The organism is Peribacillus sp. BM1, from assembly GCF_056679975.1.
This window is the reverse complement of record NZ_JBWXPJ010000002.1, coordinates 47819-63287: the sequence shown is the minus strand read 5'-3', so window position 1 is coordinate 63287 and position 15469 is coordinate 47819. Positions and strand designations below refer to the sequence as shown.

19 protein-coding genes and 3 pseudogenes are annotated in these 15469 nt (G+C 36.2%); 17 read left to right on the top strand and 5 right to left on the bottom strand.

Features of this window, described 5'->3' with window-relative positions:
- Positions 1 to 35: 35 nt before the first annotated feature.
- A complete protein-coding gene (locus tag AC1MGI_RS21200) occupies positions 36 to 290 on the bottom strand; it encodes a hypothetical protein (RefSeq protein WP_480350003.1) in 255 nt (84 codons plus the stop codon).
- 142 nt (positions 291 to 432) lie between these two features.
- Here AC1MGI_RS21200 and hxlA (AC1MGI_RS21195) point away from each other — a divergent pair, with 142 nt between their 5' ends.
- From hxlA (AC1MGI_RS21195) to AC1MGI_RS21140, 12 genes are all read left to right on the top strand, one after another.
- Entirely contained in the window at positions 433 to 1074 is a 642-nt protein-coding gene (gene hxlA / locus AC1MGI_RS21195) for a 3-hexulose-6-phosphate synthase (RefSeq protein ID WP_480350002.1), read from the top strand.
- 2 nt (positions 1075 to 1076) lie between these two features.
- Positions 1077 to 1634, top strand: a complete 558-nt coding sequence (hxlB, locus tag AC1MGI_RS21190) for a 6-phospho-3-hexuloisomerase (protein WP_480350001.1) — start codon at positions 1077 to 1079, stop codon at positions 1632 to 1634.
- 133 nt (positions 1635 to 1767) lie between these two features.
- Positions 1768 to 2511, top strand: a complete 744-nt coding sequence (locus AC1MGI_RS21185) for an IclR family transcriptional regulator (protein ID WP_480350000.1) — start codon at positions 1768 to 1770, stop codon at positions 2509 to 2511.
- Between the two features lie 106 nt (positions 2512 to 2617).
- Positions 2618 to 3031, top strand: a complete 414-nt coding sequence (locus AC1MGI_RS21180) for a hypothetical protein (protein ID WP_480349998.1) — start codon at positions 2618 to 2620, stop codon at positions 3029 to 3031.
- A 221-nt stretch (positions 3032 to 3252) separates the two neighbouring features.
- Positions 3253 to 3615 (top strand): transcriptional activator HxlR, encoded by a 363-nt coding sequence (hxlR, locus tag AC1MGI_RS21175; RefSeq protein WP_480349997.1) that lies wholly within the window; start codon positions 3253 to 3255, stop codon positions 3613 to 3615.
- A 222-nt stretch (positions 3616 to 3837) separates the two neighbouring features.
- On the top strand, positions 3838 to 4479 hold the full coding sequence (gene hxlA, locus AC1MGI_RS21170) for a 3-hexulose-6-phosphate synthase (protein WP_480349995.1): 642 nt from the start codon (positions 3838 to 3840) through the stop codon (positions 4477 to 4479).
- Positions 4480 to 4542: 63 nt separating this feature from the next.
- Positions 4543 to 4956: a hypothetical protein gene (locus AC1MGI_RS21165; protein ID WP_480349994.1), complete on the top strand. Its 414-nt coding sequence runs from the start codon at positions 4543 to 4545 to the stop codon at positions 4954 to 4956.
- A gap of 138 nt (positions 4957 to 5094) precedes the next feature.
- Positions 5095 to 6090, top strand: coding sequence for a heme-dependent oxidative N-demethylase family protein (locus tag AC1MGI_RS21160; protein WP_480349993.1), 996 nt, complete (start codon positions 5095 to 5097; stop codon positions 6088 to 6090).
- An 18-nt stretch (positions 6091 to 6108) separates the two neighbouring features.
- The gene (locus AC1MGI_RS21155) at positions 6109 to 6909 is read left to right on the top strand and encodes a dimethylamine monooxygenase subunit DmmA family protein (protein ID WP_480349992.1); all 801 of its coding nucleotides are present in this window, start codon (positions 6109 to 6111) and stop codon (positions 6907 to 6909) included.
- Between the two features lie 23 nt (positions 6910 to 6932).
- Entirely contained in the window at positions 6933 to 7886 is a 954-nt protein-coding gene (locus AC1MGI_RS21150; protein ID WP_480349990.1) for a PDR/VanB family oxidoreductase, read from the top strand.
- An 80-nt stretch (positions 7887 to 7966) separates the two neighbouring features.
- The gene (locus AC1MGI_RS21145) at positions 7967 to 8770 is read left to right on the top strand and encodes a helix-turn-helix transcriptional regulator (protein ID WP_480349988.1); all 804 of its coding nucleotides are present in this window, start codon (positions 7967 to 7969) and stop codon (positions 8768 to 8770) included.
- Between the two features lie 53 nt (positions 8771 to 8823).
- A complete protein-coding gene (locus AC1MGI_RS21140; protein ID WP_480349987.1) occupies positions 8824 to 9171 on the top strand; it encodes a metal-sensitive transcriptional regulator in 348 nt (115 codons plus the stop codon).
- A gap of 343 nt (positions 9172 to 9514) precedes the next feature.
- Here AC1MGI_RS21140 and AC1MGI_RS21135 read toward each other — a convergent pair whose 3' ends face one another.
- On the bottom strand, positions 9515 to 9649 hold the full coding sequence (locus tag AC1MGI_RS21135) for an FbpB family small basic protein (RefSeq protein ID WP_172796933.1): 135 nt from the start codon (positions 9647 to 9649) through the stop codon (positions 9515 to 9517).
- Positions 9650 to 9897: 248 nt separating this feature from the next.
- Here AC1MGI_RS21135 and AC1MGI_RS21130 point away from each other — a divergent pair, with 248 nt between their 5' ends.
- The 3 genes and pseudogenes from AC1MGI_RS21130 to AC1MGI_RS21120 form a co-directional block, all read left to right on the top strand.
- On the top strand, positions 9898 to 10416 hold the full coding sequence (locus AC1MGI_RS21130) for a flavodoxin domain-containing protein (protein ID WP_480349986.1): 519 nt from the start codon (positions 9898 to 9900) through the stop codon (positions 10414 to 10416).
- Positions 10417 to 10429: 13 nt separating this feature from the next.
- Positions 10430 to 10594 (top strand): Fur-regulated basic protein FbpA, encoded by a 165-nt coding sequence (locus AC1MGI_RS21125; RefSeq protein ID WP_480349985.1) that lies wholly within the window; start codon positions 10430 to 10432, stop codon positions 10592 to 10594.
- 16 nt (positions 10595 to 10610) lie between these two features.
- Positions 10611 to 10783, top strand: a pseudogene (locus tag AC1MGI_RS21120) (IS110 family transposase); the annotation flags it as partial.
- 137 nt (positions 10784 to 10920) lie between these two features.
- Here AC1MGI_RS21120 and AC1MGI_RS21115 read toward each other — a convergent pair.
- The 3 genes from AC1MGI_RS21115 to sigH form a co-directional block, all read right to left on the bottom strand.
- On the bottom strand, positions 10921 to 11343 hold the full coding sequence (locus tag AC1MGI_RS21115) for a hypothetical protein (RefSeq protein WP_480349984.1): 423 nt from the start codon (positions 11341 to 11343) through the stop codon (positions 10921 to 10923).
- Positions 11315 to 12109, bottom strand: a complete 795-nt coding sequence (locus AC1MGI_RS21110) for a ParA family protein (protein ID WP_480349983.1) — start codon at positions 12107 to 12109, stop codon at positions 11315 to 11317. The genes AC1MGI_RS21115 and AC1MGI_RS21110 overlap by 29 nt, the downstream gene beginning before the upstream one ends.
- Before the next feature lie 1142 nt (positions 12110 to 13251).
- The gene (sigH, locus tag AC1MGI_RS21105) at positions 13252 to 13875 is read right to left on the bottom strand and encodes an RNA polymerase sporulation sigma factor SigH (protein ID WP_480350139.1); all 624 of its coding nucleotides are present in this window, start codon (positions 13873 to 13875) and stop codon (positions 13252 to 13254) included.
- 586 nt (positions 13876 to 14461) lie between these two features.
- On the opposite strand from sigH, the pseudogene AC1MGI_RS21100 reads away from it, so the two are divergent.
- Positions 14462 to 14744: pseudogene (locus AC1MGI_RS21100) on the top strand (aldo/keto reductase); the annotation flags it as partial.
- Between the two features lie 23 nt (positions 14745 to 14767).
- Positions 14768 to 14967 (top strand): annotated as a pseudogene (locus tag AC1MGI_RS21095) (NAD(P)H-dependent oxidoreductase); the annotation flags it as partial.
- Positions 14968 to 15469: the final 502 nt, after the last annotated feature.

Below are 15469 nucleotides of genomic sequence, written 5' to 3'. Positions count from 1 at the left end.
TCCCAGATAATGGGAAAGGAATAAATCCATAGCTATTAAGATAAGCCATGGATTGTACGCTTAAAAAAGTCTGTCCTTCTTTTGATTTCTAAAAAAGAAGGATTTTTATTTTGGCCACTTAATAAGTCGAAGTATGGTCCGAAAAAAAGAAAAGCACCACAATCGTGGAGTTTCGGACTTTTTTCTACTGTAGAGGACTGTCTGTATTTCATTTGACGAATTTGAGCTGATGCAATACGTCTCAAATGAATTTTCGAATGGACGATTTCCATACCTAATGCAACTTTCATTGAGAAAGAACTCTTAATAGTATAATATTTCTCACCATATGTTAATAAAGTGCGTACTTTATTTTCTGAAAATTAGGACATATACTGAGTGTAGTCCTAATAAAACAATCATAACAAATTATATGAAGGAAGTGACCCAATCATGAAATTACAATTAGCACTTGATCTAGTAAACATTCCAGAAGGCATCAGCGTCGTTAGAGAAGTAGAGGCATTCATAGATGTTGTAGAAATCGGTACACCTGTCGTCATTAACGAAGGGTTACGCGCTGTTAAAGAAATGAAAGAAGCATTCCCTAATTTAACGGTCCTAGCTGATCTAAAAATCATGGATGCCGGCGGATATGAAGTCATGAAAGCATCTGAAGCGGGTGCTGGTATTGTAACGGTTCTAGGTGCAACAGATGATTCAACGATTAAAGGTGCAGTAGAAGAGGCGAAAAAACACGGATCTGAAATTCTTGTCGACATGATCAATGTGAAAGACATTGAACAACGTGCGAAAGAAGTAGACGCTCTAGGTGTCGATTATATCTGTGTACATACAGGGTATGACTTACAAGCCGCGGGTGAAAACTCCTTTGAACAATTGAGAACAATCAAACGCGTGGTGAAGAACGCAAAAACGGCTGTCGCAGGCGGCATTAAATTGGAAACGCTTCCTGAAGTGATTCAAGCACAGCCAGATCTTGTAATCGTTGGTGGAGGCATCACTGGTAAAGAAGACAAAAAAGCAGTAGCACAAGAAATGCAACGTTTAATTAAAGAGGCGGTGACGGTTTAATTATGCAAACAACTCAATATACTGAACTCGTTTTGCAAGAGCTTCAACGAACAGCAGCCCTCGTTCGCGATGAAGATGCCGAAAAACTCGTAAACGGCATTTTGAGCGCAAAAAAAGTATTTGTGGCAGGAGCCGGCAGATCAGGCTTCATGGCTAGATGTTTTGTCATGCGTATGATGCATATGGGGCTTGACCCTTATATTGTGGGCGAAACCGTGACACCTAATTTGGAAGAAGGCGATATCTTTATCATCGGCTCCGGATCTGGTGAAACGAAAAGCCTGGTTGCCATGGCAGAGAAAGCAAGAAGCATTGGTGCAACAGTAGCGGCAGTCACGATTTTTCCGAACTCCACCATTGGTGAATTGGCAGATATCGTCATTGAAATCCCTGCTCAAGCGAAGTCTGGTGTCGATACGGGGAATAAATCCATTCAACCAATGGGCTCTCTATTCGAGCAAAGTCTTCTATTATTCTATGATTCTATTATTCTCCGCTTCATGGAAAAAAAAGGCATGGATTCCGATAAAATGTATGGACGTCACGCGAATTTAGAATAGGAGCGAGCCGTACGTTGTTCGTCCCCCTTTAATTAAATCGTAGGACAACCTATCAATGTTTATATGATTCATTTTGGAAGTGCTCTTTTATCAAGACAGCAACTTATCAATATCTCAATCAAGGAGAAAATGTATGTCGGAGGTTATTCGGAAGTCTGTTGCATTACTCACCACCATCGTGCCAACAGAGGATCAAGAGGAGTGGAGTGCGACGGAAGTAAGCCGCCAACTTGATATTCCTATTCAAACGGTGCATCGATTACTTTCAAGTCTAGCTGAATACGGTTTTGTATTCCAGAATTATGAAACCAAAAAGTTTCGTTTAGGTTTTACTTTGATGCAATTAGGGTTCTCGATACGGGATAATTTATCCGTTCGAAGTAGTGCACTTCCGACTATGGAAAAGCTGATGAAAAAAACCGGAGAATCTGTATATTTAACCGTTCCAGAAGGTACTGAGGGAGTAATTGTTGACTGTCTTAATAAGGATTTGCTTTCAAAAGAGATTGGAAAGAGAACGCCATTATGTGTTGGTGCATCGAATCAAGCGATTTTATCTCATTTAAGTTCAGACATGAAACAGCAGATTATACAAAAACTTGTTGAACAGGGTGAAATAAGTGATGTAAACACATTAGAAAGCGAATTAAAACTTATTGCGAAATGGAAGATTGCTAACTCCTTTGGAGAAACTACTAAAGGAACGGTTACTATAGCGGCACCTATTTTTTCTTGGGAGGGAAAAGTAGTGGCATCCATCAGCGTCGTTTTTGCTGAAACAAATTTCAAGGATCATCGATCTAAATATATGATGAGTGAAGTGAAGAAAGCAGCAGGTGTCATTTCTGAAGAATTAGGTTGGTTAAAATCCAGTTGAACTTTTCTTCATGGTCTTTTCCAAATTAAATGAATAAGTAGCTTTCTATGAAATCGAGCTCGATTGAGAAAATATTTAAAACTAAATTGGATAAGGAGTTTTCATAATGGGCCAATCAACAGAGGCAAAAAATTATAGCTATTTAAGCCAAAAACCAGGGATCCAAATTTTTAAACCAGGTACGTTTGACAAGATTGAATTGGATGGGCTTTTAGGCAAACCAGATTTGAACAGCCAAATCATTGATGTCCCTGTAACAGCAACGGCCAATCCACTAACAATCGGATTCTTCTCTATGCAACCAGGAGATGAATTTGAATTCCTATATGAAACTTTAGAATATAAAGTAATTACAAAAGGTAAATTTGTTTTGCGTGACAAGCAAGGGAACAGATATGTAGCTGAAGCAGGAGATGTCGTTCTCTTCACACCGAATGTTCTGGTTATTTTTGATGGAGAAAGTGATGGAGAAGCAATTTACACGAAACATGCTGCTGCTGATGCTGCATTTATGAAATAAGGAGAGTAGTTGGTCAATATTAGATTGACTAACTATTTTAGTAGACAGAAAATAAAAGAGTTAGTTTAGGCAGCTTGGGTCCGGTATTCATACGGGCCGAAGTTGTCTGTTTTTTTTATATTATCTGAAAATTACTGTTGTAAATACGCAGTTTTTTGTTATATAGTGTAAGAAACCATACTTTAATGATGAACGCTATCATGATTGGGGAGGGATAACGAATGAGCCATACTCGAGAAAAGACGTTTAACTGTGAAAAAGAATTAACACTTTCTATTATCGGTGGGAAATGGAAGATGTTGATTATGTGGCATTTAGGGAAAGATGGGACAAAGAGATTCGGAGAATTGAAATCTCTCATACCTGCCATCACTCAGAGGATGCTTGTTAGTCAGCTTCGGGAATTGGAAGAAGATCTCATTGTTAGTCGTAAAGTTTATCCTGTCGTGCCACCTAAAGTCGAATACTCCCTGACAGAACGAGGGCATACTTTAATCCCGATTCTCGAGTCTATGTATGTGTGGGGGAAAGAGTATACGGAAAGCGTTTTAAATCATACACTAGAAAAAACGAATGAACTCTAAATGCTAAAGCGGTTTTATGACAAACAACGCTAATAATGATGATAGACATGTAGAAAAATCAGCTAATATTCAGAATGATAGGAAGAATATGATTCATAAATCCCTATAGTATATTTTATGACACAATATGATAAAAAAGTGCGTACTTTGTTTTCTGAAAATTAAGATATATAATAAAGTCAGTACCAATTACTAACTACTTTTATAAGGAGTGTCCTATTCATGAAATTGCAATTAGCACTTGATCTAGTCAATATTCCAGAAGGTATCAGTGTCGTTAGAGAAGTAGAAGCATTCGTAGATGTCGTTGAAATCGGTACCCCTGTTGTTATTAACGAAGGGCTACGCGCTGTGAAAGAAATGAAAGAAGCATTCCCTAATTTAACGGTCCTAGCTGATCTAAAAATTATGGATGCCGGCGGGTATGAAGTGATGAAAGCCTCTGAAGCGGGTGCTGGAATTGTAACCGTTTTAGGTGCAACAGACGATTCTACTATTAGAGGTGCAGTAGAAGAAGCGAAAAAACACGGATCTGAAATTCTTGTCGACATGATCAATGTGAAAGACATTGAACAACGTGCGAAAGAAGTAGACGCTCTAGGTGTCGATTATATCTGTGTACATACAGGATATGACCTACAAGCAGCTGGTGAAAACTCCTTTGAACAACTTAGAACAATCAAACGCGTCGTGAAAAACGCAAAAACGGCTGTCGCAGGCGGCATTAAATTGGAAACGCTTCCTGAAGTGATTCAAGCACAGCCGGATCTTGTAATCGTCGGCGGAGGTATCACAGGGAAAGAAGATAAAAAAGCCGTGGCACAAGAAATGCAACGCTTAATTAAAGAAGCGGTTACTGTTTAATCTAAATAAATGACAGTATATATATAAGAGAATCAAAATAAAAAAATAATAGGAGTGTTAATAATGAGCCAATCAACAGAAGCAAAAAACTATAGCTATTTGAGCCAAAAACCAGGGATCCAAATTTTTAAACCAGGTACTTTTGACAAAATTGAATTGGATGGACTTTTAGGAAAGCCAGATTTGAACAGCCAAATCGTTGATGTCCCTGTTACTGCAACAGCAAACCCACTTACAATCGGGTTCTTCTCTATGCAACCAGGAGATGAATTTGAATTTGTATATGAATTTTTAGAATATAAAGTAATCACGAAAGGTAAATTTGTCTTACGTGACAAGCAAGGGAACAAATATATAGCTGAAGCAGGCGATGTCGTTCTCTTCACACCGAATGTTCCAGTTATTTTTGATGGTGAAAGTGATGGAGAAGCGATCTACACAAAACATGCTGCTGCTGATGCTGCATTTATGAAATAAGGATCACCAATTTAAAAGTTTTGCTGACATGTACGAACGACAAAAAAATTATGTACGAAAAGACATTCTATAGGTGGATCGTTCCTATAGAATGTTTTTTCTAAAAAAAGACAAATCTTTTATCAAGGAGAGAAAATAATGGAAAAAGGTACTCCTACCCCTATAAAAGCAGAAATTCCTAATCGGCCTATAGTCGAACGTTTCCCTTTCCCGTTTAAGGGAGACTCCCATGATTTTTCAAACAACTCCACACCACTTGATCCGCCGTTTGTGCTTGATATTACACCTGAATATATTGAGGAAATCAAACTAAAGCGGAAACTTCTAGATAGTAGAAAAGAACAAACCTATCAATCATACCCTCATTCTATTGAAGCACAATGGGAAATCTTAGAGATGATTATGGATGAGATGGCATCCATCCACCCGAATTATTTTAAAGTTTTTAAAAATGGAAATCAGTGGACGTTCCATAATAACATCCTTGAAGAAGAATATTCATTTACTTTTGGAGATTGTTCAAGTTTACCGTATGAGCCATTAGACTTTATTGGTCGTCATGTTCAAGCGGATCTGATTTATCTTGCGCAAAGAGATGGTGAACTTTACCTAGATGCAGGACAATTATGCTTTCCAGCCAATTGGTCCCTTGCGTTTGATCTCGGGATGGACTTTTTAGCGATTCATCTACCTGTGCCATCACGCTTTACGACGACTGGGTTAGCTGAGAAAATTCGCGGATTCATATTACGAATGGAAGCTGGAAAACCGTGGACTCGCTTTAACTGGACAATGACGGTTGAGCCACTTCTCGAAACATCACCTGAAACGTTTGATGAGTGGGGACCGAAAAAAGACTTAGTAACAAGTGAAAATGCAGGACAGTTGGTATATTTGAGAGTAGAAGATCAAAGATTATTTCGACTTCCGCGCAGTAACGGAATTTTGTTCAGCATCCACACACATTTTATTTCACTAGAAGAACTATCTAAAAATCGTAAATGGACGAGTCAATTCCGCAATGTACTAGTTGGTTTGGCAGATGATATAGCAGAATACAAAGGATTGATTTCCTATAAAGATCAAATAGTCACATATTTGGAAAAAAGGTTAGAAGAGACTTTTTCAAATTAACCAAAGGGATGAGGAAAATTGAATACAGTTAAAGGCAGAGTAATACAAGTAGAGAATTCATTTGATCAAGGGTATATAGCAGAAGTGAAATTGCTTTCCGGTTCTAATTCTCAAATGATTGGCTTTGCAAAACAAATTATATGCAATCAGACTCGGTTCAAGCTTCCTGTTTATTTGGTTGAAACGGGTAAACAGGAAGGAACATATCGCCTTATAATGAATACAACAACTTATCCAGAACAAGAAAAAGTGCGCTTAGTAGAACAGCTCAAAGATCAGGAATTCGAGTTGGTAGTGGAGGAAGATCCATATTTTGAACTTCATCATAACTGCCAAAAGATGCTACTTCTGATTGATCAATCGGCCCTTTTTGTTAATTTGGCTGAAATTGATTTTCTATCATTAAAAAATATCGAATTCAATGTATTTGTGATAGCTGAAGAAAAAGGTCCTATTTTAGACTATCTTCAACAGCAGCATGGTCATAACGTTACCATTCTATCATCTTTTACGGCTGATAACGTTCAAGCCGTACTAGATAACCAATTAATCGGTACAAAACTGTTTATATCTGGGGACTGGTCCATGGTTCGAGATGTCAAACAAGCTGCATATTCAGTAGGATTTACAGATAAAGAAATGCAAACGAAAGAGATTGGAATAAAAGAGGAAAAAGTATATTGTGTAAAATGTTACAACCATAATGAGAAAACAAACAGCAATGAAATAACATGTGTACATTGTCATACAGTTCTCGACGTTTCTAATCACTTTTCAAAAAGATTGGATGCATACCTAGGCTATATCCAGGTGGTCTAAGTTTAGAAAGGAGAGTTGACAAAATGGCTACAGGTACCATGGATGTTATTGTAGATAAAATCACGATTGAATCTCCATCTGTTAGAAGTTTTCAGTTAAAAGCAAAAGACGGTTCTGCCTTGCCGCGTTTTAGTGGCGGCGCCCATATTACGACAAAGATTCAGAGTGAACAAGCCCTCTTTGAACGCCATTATTCATTAACAAATGATGTCGATCAAAATGAATACTATCAAATTGCTGTCGGCCGAAACACAAACTCGCGAGGGGGTTCTGTTTATTGGCATGACTCTATAAAAGAAGGGGATCAACTAGAGATTAGTTATCCGAAAAATCATTTTCCTCTTAGCTTTAGTGCTAAACATCATGTTTTTATTGCTGCTGGTATTGGAATAACGCCGTTTCTCGCTATGGCGTCTCATTTGAAAAAGCAAGGAAAAACGTTTGAATTACACTATGCAGCTCCTTCAAAAGAATTGTGCGCGTTTTATCCTTTTCTGTCATCTGTTTATCCAGAAGAGACTCACTTCTACTTCTCAAGAACGGATCGAAGAATGACAACGGAAGTGATGAAAAACCAAGCGATGGGTACTCATGTCTATTTTTGTGGAACAGAAGGAATGGTAAAGGAATTTGCAGAAGCTGCAAAATTATATGGATATCCTGAAAGCAGTATTCATTTTGAACTTTTCACACCGCCAGATTTTGGTCCATTGTATGCATTTGAAGTGGAATTGAAACAAAGCAAGCAGGTTCTTCAAGTTCCTGAAGGGGCCACATTATTAGATGTTTTATTGGAAAATGATATTGATGCACCATATTCTTGTAAGGTTGGTGGATGTGGCAGCTGTCAAGTGAATGTGTTAAAAGGGGAAGTCGATCACAGAGATGTGTTCCTTACAGATGAAGAAAAGAACGGCGCAAATGTCGTTTTGACATGTGTCTCACGAGCAAAAGGATGTTTAGTTTTGGACTTATAAATTATTTGAATATTTTGCGATCATCATAAAAATGCTATTACACTGTATTGAACGTGTATGAATCAGGGGAGTGCAACCTAATGAAAGCCCTTACTTATTTCCCAGCTCAACCCGAAGTCCAGTATAAGATGGATAATTATATCGAGCAGAGACCATTAAATCGTCTCATCGGTAAAGATATTGCCTTATATTATCAGTTTAAAACCCAAAAAGAAACAATCAATACTTTTGCACTTATACCTGATGGTTGCTTTGATTTATTATTTTGTTGTTGTCCAAAACATTCATCTATTTTTCTATGGACGAGTCCACTCGAGCGGAGAGAGCAGCAACTTGATTTTCAAGAAGGCTGTGAATATTTTGGTGTTAGATTTCAGCCTGAGCAGGGGCTTTTGAAAATAAATTATTCGATGAGGGATCTTCTAGGTAAAAAAATCCCTTTAAATGATCTTATATCTGTAGACCCATTCCTAATGGAGAAAATATTACATGCAACTAGCTTTGTTGAGAGAATACGTTTATTTGAAGTATTCGTTAATAGCATAATGACTCCCCCTAGTAGTCACAATGTAGTGAGATATTGCATTGAAAAAATTTATTTAGCAAATGGGAACATTAGTATTAATGATTTAACGGAAGATACCGGATATTCCGATCGGTATATTCGCAAGAAATTTGCAGAGGTAATTGGTTTTTCACCAAAGCAATTTAGTGAAATTGTTCGCTTTCAAAATTCATTAGCTATGATTTTTGAAAGCAATACTCATAATCTAGCGGATATCGTCTATCTAAATGGATATTATGATCAGGCCCACTTTATTAAGGGGTTTAAGAAATTTGTCCATGTCGCACCAACCCAATTTATAGATAGTCTCTATCGGTGACAGAACGATGTGAGATTAATAGATTAGTATCATATGTGCAAGGTGGATGAGAAATGGAGACAGAAATAAAGGAGACTGACCATTTAATTCATGATGAATGCAGTGTAATCTCCACTCAAAATAGAAAAAGTCACAATTCTGAAACAGTAAAAAAAAATTTAACGACACGTTTAAATCGCATCGAAGGTCAAATACGAGGAATTAAAGGTCTGATTGAGAAGGATACTTACTGTGATGACGTCATAACACAGATAGCAGCCACGCAAAGTGCCCTAAATAGTGTTGCCAAAATATTATTAGAAGGCCATTTGAAAAACTGTGTAGTGGACCGGCTGAATGAGGGAGATTCGGAAGTTATTGATGAGGTATTAGTTACCGTTCAAAAGTTAATGAAGCGATAAGAGTGACGTGGATAACGGCATGGAATAGTAGTAGATAGTCTTTAGGTTGCTTGCTAATGAGGGAAAATAAGAAAATTTGATAGGAGTGCTAAAGTGAACGTCTGAAAAAATAAAGAAAACAAACATTTCTGGAAGGTAATCTCACCCTTATGTTTCCTTCCAGAAATGTTTGACGTGTGAACCAACTTGAATAGTAAAACCTCTGAAACCGAATGCCTTGTGAAACAGGGCCTTTCAACCATAATATGTACACAATACCTCTTACAAAATCGTAAGGAGTCATACCTTCCCTACTGTGGTATTAAACGAAATCGAATTGTATATCATTAAAAAGCTAGCTTTTTTAAGCTAGCTTTTTAAGTTCATGGCGTTGTTCTAATCGTATTTCAATTTTTTCGATTGCTTGTTTATCATTAAGTAATTCTTGTTTATTCTCTTGCAAAAGATCTTTAAATGATTTTTTGTTAAGCTTCTTCAACACGAAACACCTTTCTTTTCGTATAATTCTAAGGATAACGTCCTAGAAAACCCACATATCTAAATAATAAAACAATTCTGTTGTTTTTGTAATACAATCATTCAATAGTTTTGTAAATTATTTATGTATATTTAGATACTAGAAGTAGGTGGTTATTAATACAAAACACAATTAATTGACAATGAGAATCATTTTCATCTATACTCGAATGTATATTGAAAATATTCTCAATTAGGCAGGTGGGTTTGATGAAAGTATTCATTGGATATATCAGTTTATCTGGAAATACAGAGAAAATGGCTGTAATCATTAAGGATAGATTGGCTACTTGTGGGTGTAATGTAGAGATGGAAAGATTGGATACGATCGAAGCGGATACCTTAAAGGACTATGATTTGGTCTTAATTGGTTCATATACATGGAATAAGGAAGAATTGCCTTATGAGGCAATGGAATTTTATGAAGAACTCGGACAGGCAGACGTTCATGGCGTGAAAGCGGCATGTTTTGGCTCCGATGATTTATTCTATACGAATACGTATACAGCGATAGATATACTTTTGAAAAAAATGAAGGGGCGCGGGGCATATGTATATGATAAAACGTTAAAAATTCATCAAAAGACAACTACATATGACCAAACAAAGAAATGTGAAGACTTTGCTGATCAAGTTCTTATGTGGAGTAACAAGCGGAAGAAATGGAGACTATTTTCGAGAAGTCGTGTACTAAACATCCCTCATTATGTTAAGTCTGTATCTCTATGAAGGAGGTTTCTCCATGATGACTCAAAGCAATATAAATGAAAGGCCAAATAAAGACGAGTTGATTCAAGAGCTATTGAAATGCGGAATTTATAAAAAGTATGATAAACAGCTATATGAACTTTCAATTGTGGTTCTTGAACAAGAGCTGTGGGAGTGGTCAATAAATAGGGGGAATTGATCAAAGTGCCTTCAAATCTGGTACATTCAAAGGTACTCTAAATCGAGATACCCAAAGAGGATCTAGTAGACTACGGCACACCTTGTATATGGCCATTAAATGTGTCATTCGTAATTGTTGCAAGAAGAAAACGACAGATGAAATCATTCCTCGTAACAGCGATTAAGAGAGTTTTATGATAAGAAACGTTAAAGTGTTTGAAAAATAAGAAATAAGTTATGGGAAAGGGAGATAAGCAGATCATAACTCATGTTGAAAAAATCGATTAGCAGAGATATATAAGCCGGCTTAAAGCCGGCCATTTTGTTTAGTACCTAAAAAGGTGATTATTTTTTTTCTAAAACATGGTAATCCTCCAATAACCTTCTAATTGCTTGGTTAATCAGCTTGGATTTATCCCCTTTTTCTCCCCTAGCTGCAATTTTATCCACTTCAGTAGCTAGGTCAGCATCCATATAGAATGAGGTGAAGACTTTCTTCGGCTTTTTCTTCGATACCTTTTTTCCAGATGCTAAATTTCTAAAGTAATCATCATCGTCATCATCGTCATTAACAATAACAACATTGTTATTGTTAACATATGTTTCAATGTTGTTGTTATTGTTATCATCTTTCTTATTGTTGTTGTTTTCAATAATATCTTTGTTGTTCATTTTGTTGTTATCGATCTTTGTATCGTAGGAATTAAAGAATGCCTGAGTAGCATTTGGCTTTTTAATCTTATCTTTGAGGTTGTTTCTGCTGGACACGTTTTTTCAACTCCTGTACAAAAGGATTGTAAAATTCTAATGCGTTTTTCAGTTCTGAATTTTTTTCAAATCCTGATATGGCTAGTCGTCTGGTGGAAGCTTTTCTTCTTATTATCGTTTCAAACTTTAGGTTAGGATAGTCTTCTTCGATGGCTTCCTGCATAACTTCATTTTCTTTAGCTCTAGCATCAATTAGAGAAAATAGAATTCCAGCTGTTTTTAATGTAGGGTTATATCGTTCTCTGGCCCCTTGAATGATTTCTAAGAATTTTGGAATAGCATAATAGGCAAACATCGAACCATCGAACATAACAACAGCATAACTACCTGCTTCTGAGTATGTACTTAAAGGCATGATAGTTTGTTCGGATAATGCGGGTGGTGTATCAATAATAATCCAATCGTAATCCTCCATAACAGGCTGGAGCGCTTTTTGTAGAGCATCTAAATTCAAGCCTTTTTCAAACATTTTTCTGGGTAAAGTAGCTAGAAAATCATTAGAAGGGATTAAATCTAAATTCTCTGTAACTTTTATGATATAAGAACGTGAGTCCTCGTTTAAAATGGCTTCTAAAATGGTCTTTTCTTCAAAGACATTGCAGATGTCATATTCGCCGGTCAAAAAGCTAGTTAAATTCCCTTGTCCATCCATATCGATAGCCAAAACTTTATCCTCTTTACTTAATAGATAAGAAGTAATGCCACTGCTAGTCGACTTGGAACAGCCACCTTTACTAATTCCAAATGTTATAATTTTTGCTGTCAATATTAACACCTCTTTCGATAAATACCATAAAGAATATGGATTCTTGTTTACTTATAATCTGATCAAGTTATCTCTATAATTATTGAATTTCATCATATACATATATATTAACATATATAATGACATATGTTTTGAAAATGCTTTTAATATACATAATGATAACATTATTAACAAACATATATATTTTATTATCGTTGACATTGTTATTGCTATCTAATGACAGATATGGACTCTGTTAGATGATTTTGATAAAAGAGTCAGGTATAGAAGGGGCGATTAATAGAATCGATGATTGTGTTACTGGAGGGTCAGGATAGTAGGGATATACGGTGAGATCCATATACACACAGTGTGAATATTTTATATATCAAAAATGTTAATAATGATGAAAATAACATATGTGTTAACATATATAATGACATATATGTTGAAAACAATTTAGATGTATATGACTATAGATATAATTACTTATAACCTTATAAAGACATGCGTATATTAGAGGTTTAATCTGATGGTATAATTGCATCCTTTTTTTAGTCTGATCATTTCAGTAATCTATTTTCAAGTAAAACTTTCGATTGGGGAATAAGGAAAGGACGATTTCTATCACCTTCAGGGAAGAGTACCCCTTCCTCAAGGAATGCGAAGGGCGTAGCCCAATAAGTAGAGAGGGGTGAATTGCCTTTTTGCGTATCGGAACATTCGTTCTTGTGGTACGATATTCCTGAACAGATTGTTCATTGACAACTGGACATAGGAGGTTAGTACGAGAAAGGCTTCGTACCGTAAAACGTTCAAGCTAAAACTAACAGCCGAGGCACACAACTGTTTGAACCCAATAAGCTGAAAAAGAAGTCCCAACGGCAAGACCAATGGGATAGAGGGGTTGGGTGTTTCTAGCACACCACTGTGTCAACTCCACTAACGTTAAGCGTTCAGAAATGAAACCCCCACTTCAAATTTTTGTTAGAAAATTAAGTGGCGGGAGTATTCATATCTGCCTATTTAACATGTAAGCAATAAAAAAAACACAGAAACTGACTTGGCCTTCCAAGCAATTTCTGTGGTTGAAATTAACGACGTATTTAATTTTTATAAAAAAACGGGGCTAGTTATCAATGCGGAAAAATGACACGAAGTTATCAGATAGCCATTCTTATCTTCAAATGCTGTTCAAGTTTTCTTTTTACTCGTTGAAGAGCATTATCAATCGACTTTACATGCGTGTTTAATTCTTCAGAAATTTCCGCATATGATTGTCCATCCATATATAAGGTCAACACTCTTCTTTCTAAATCACTAAGCAATTCTGCTATTTTTAGTTCTATATCATTAGCTTTTTCTTGATTAATGATTAATGCTTCCGGATTTGTTATTTTTTCTCCGGATATCATATCCATAAGCGTATAGTTTGATTCTTCAGCATAAAGGGGCTTGTCCAGAGAAACATACGAATTCAGAGGGCCATGCTTTTGACGAGTAGCCGTTTTGATCGCCGTAATAATCTGTCTAGTGATACAAAGGTCAGCAAAAGCTTTAAAAGAGGTCATCATGTCCTCTCTAAAGTCACGAATCGCTTTATATAGACCAATCAATCCCTCTTGAATAAGATCTTCTTTATCTGCGCCAATTAAAAAGTATGGTCTTGTCTTCGCACGAACAAAATTCTGATATTTAGTAATTAAAAAAGTCAATGCCTCACTATCTCCACTATGAGCCATCTTTACCAAAACTGTATCTTCTAATTTGGCATAATTTTCAATCATTCGTACTCCGATGTTTACACTCACTCGTACCCCTCCGCTACTCAATTGAGTTCTGATGTTTAACAAACTTATATAGAAATAATGGATTCATTATGAAACTAGCGCTTGTTGACCGAATTTATTATCTCTTGATCACTTCTCTATCAAATTAATAGTATAAAGGATAATAAATGAAAACGCTGTCGGAATATGGCGGAATCAAAAATACTATTGAAATAAGATAAAGTTTGATTAAGCATTTTTGTTAAGAGTTTTTTCTTATGCTAAAGGATGGCTGTAGTTCATAATACATAGTGAATTGATAAATGATCAAACATTCGTATAAACCAACATCAATTCTAGTTGGGGTATAGCTTGTATCTTCTTTTTAGCTTAATTGTTTTACCCAGAGGTCGGGGTTCAACAAAACATAAATAGCACCTTCTACTGGGCTTGCTTTCTTTTAGTGATCGATACAATCTTGCAACTGAAACGTCTATCTGACGAGTGACACAAAACTCTAGACACTCTTGTACTACAACAGAGAACGAAACTTTATTCAACAAACAGGCTATATTATTGAGGAAAGCTCCCGAAAACAAATGGAAATAAAATCTTCCAGAATGAAATTTTAGTATCACTAGCTGAAAAATATAATAAATCCGTTATTTAAGTAATTTTACGGTGGTTAACACAAAGAGAAGTTGTGGTGATTCTACAGTCTGTTCATAGGGAAGAGAATCATCGAGAATTTCACTATCTTTGACTTTGAATTAAGCCAAGAGGATATGGAGGCGATTGCTGTGTTAGATACGAAAAAGAACGTGTTCTTATCACATTACGATCCTGAAACCGGGAAATGGCTCGGTAACGTTAAATATGATATTTAGGATATGCTCTGAGGTTATTTGAAATGAAACATCTTATTGTCTATGCACATCCACACCTTGAAGTCTAAATCACGCTATCTTGGATGCAGCAGTTAATGCATTAAAGAAAAACGGTCACGAAGTTGTTGTACTCGACTCCTATGCACTTGATTTTCAACCTGTACTGAAACCAGAAGATACGGAAGCTATGAAAGCAGGACAAATGTTAAGTGACAATAAAGTTATTTAATTACAAATAAAATCGTTAAAATTTACAATAAAGATGTTTGAAAACGTAAGTCATGTTCTTCCATTAGCCTATGACGGTTGAATATTCGGGGGCAAATAAACCATAACAGTACTACTGGAGTTAATCAGTTACTCGTAAAGGGCTGTTATGGACTGTCAAACATGTTTATTCTTATGTTTCTTGTAAGGATAAAGGATTATATAGCGAATTACCTGAAAAGGAACGGTGTAGGGCATGGACACGCACCGTAAGGCATACGTCAATAAAGCTATATGTTAGGGGTGCATTGTGTGCCTTTAACGGTCTAATGCAAGCTATACATACGGATACCTGAACTCAGACACACCGAGTTTGATAGTATGATAGGCAGATTTTAATCTCATAAATTTTCAAAGAGATTAGTCTGTCTTCCAGCCGTTTTCCTGTCCTCGAAGCCCGAGTATGAAAAAAACCTAAAACCTTGTCAAATATAATTATCTAAAATAGCTGAAAAAAT

Coding starts and splice junctions, on each gene's coding strand:
- AC1MGI_RS21200 (WP_480350003.1), bottom strand. CDS start 290: ATGAAAGTTGCATTAGGTATGGAAATCGTCCATTCGAAAATTCATTTG.
- hxlA (WP_480350002.1), top strand. CDS start 433: ATGAAATTACAATTAGCACTTGATCTAGTAAACATTCCAGAAGGCATC.
- hxlB (WP_480350001.1), top strand. CDS start 1,077: ATGCAAACAACTCAATATACTGAACTCGTTTTGCAAGAGCTTCAACGA.
- AC1MGI_RS21185 (WP_480350000.1), top strand. CDS start 1,768: ATGTCGGAGGTTATTCGGAAGTCTGTTGCATTACTCACCACCATCGTG.
- AC1MGI_RS21180 (WP_480349998.1), top strand. CDS start 2,618: ATGGGCCAATCAACAGAGGCAAAAAATTATAGCTATTTAAGCCAAAAA.
- hxlR (WP_480349997.1), top strand. CDS start 3,253: ATGAGCCATACTCGAGAAAAGACGTTTAACTGTGAAAAAGAATTAACA.
- hxlA (WP_480349995.1), top strand. CDS start 3,838: ATGAAATTGCAATTAGCACTTGATCTAGTCAATATTCCAGAAGGTATC.
- AC1MGI_RS21165 (WP_480349994.1), top strand. CDS start 4,543: ATGAGCCAATCAACAGAAGCAAAAAACTATAGCTATTTGAGCCAAAAA.
- AC1MGI_RS21160 (WP_480349993.1), top strand. CDS start 5,095: ATGGAAAAAGGTACTCCTACCCCTATAAAAGCAGAAATTCCTAATCGG.
- AC1MGI_RS21150 (WP_480349990.1), top strand. CDS start 6,933: ATGGCTACAGGTACCATGGATGTTATTGTAGATAAAATCACGATTGAA.
- AC1MGI_RS21145 (WP_480349988.1), top strand. CDS start 7,967: ATGAAAGCCCTTACTTATTTCCCAGCTCAACCCGAAGTCCAGTATAAG.
- AC1MGI_RS21140 (WP_480349987.1), top strand. CDS start 8,824: ATGGAGACAGAAATAAAGGAGACTGACCATTTAATTCATGATGAATGC.
- AC1MGI_RS21130 (WP_480349986.1), top strand. CDS start 9,898: ATGAAAGTATTCATTGGATATATCAGTTTATCTGGAAATACAGAGAAA.
- AC1MGI_RS21125 (WP_480349985.1), top strand. CDS start 10,430: ATGATGACTCAAAGCAATATAAATGAAAGGCCAAATAAAGACGAGTTG.
- sigH (WP_480350139.1), bottom strand. CDS start 13,875: ATGATTGAAAATTATGCCAAATTAGAAGATACAGTTTTGGTAAAGATG.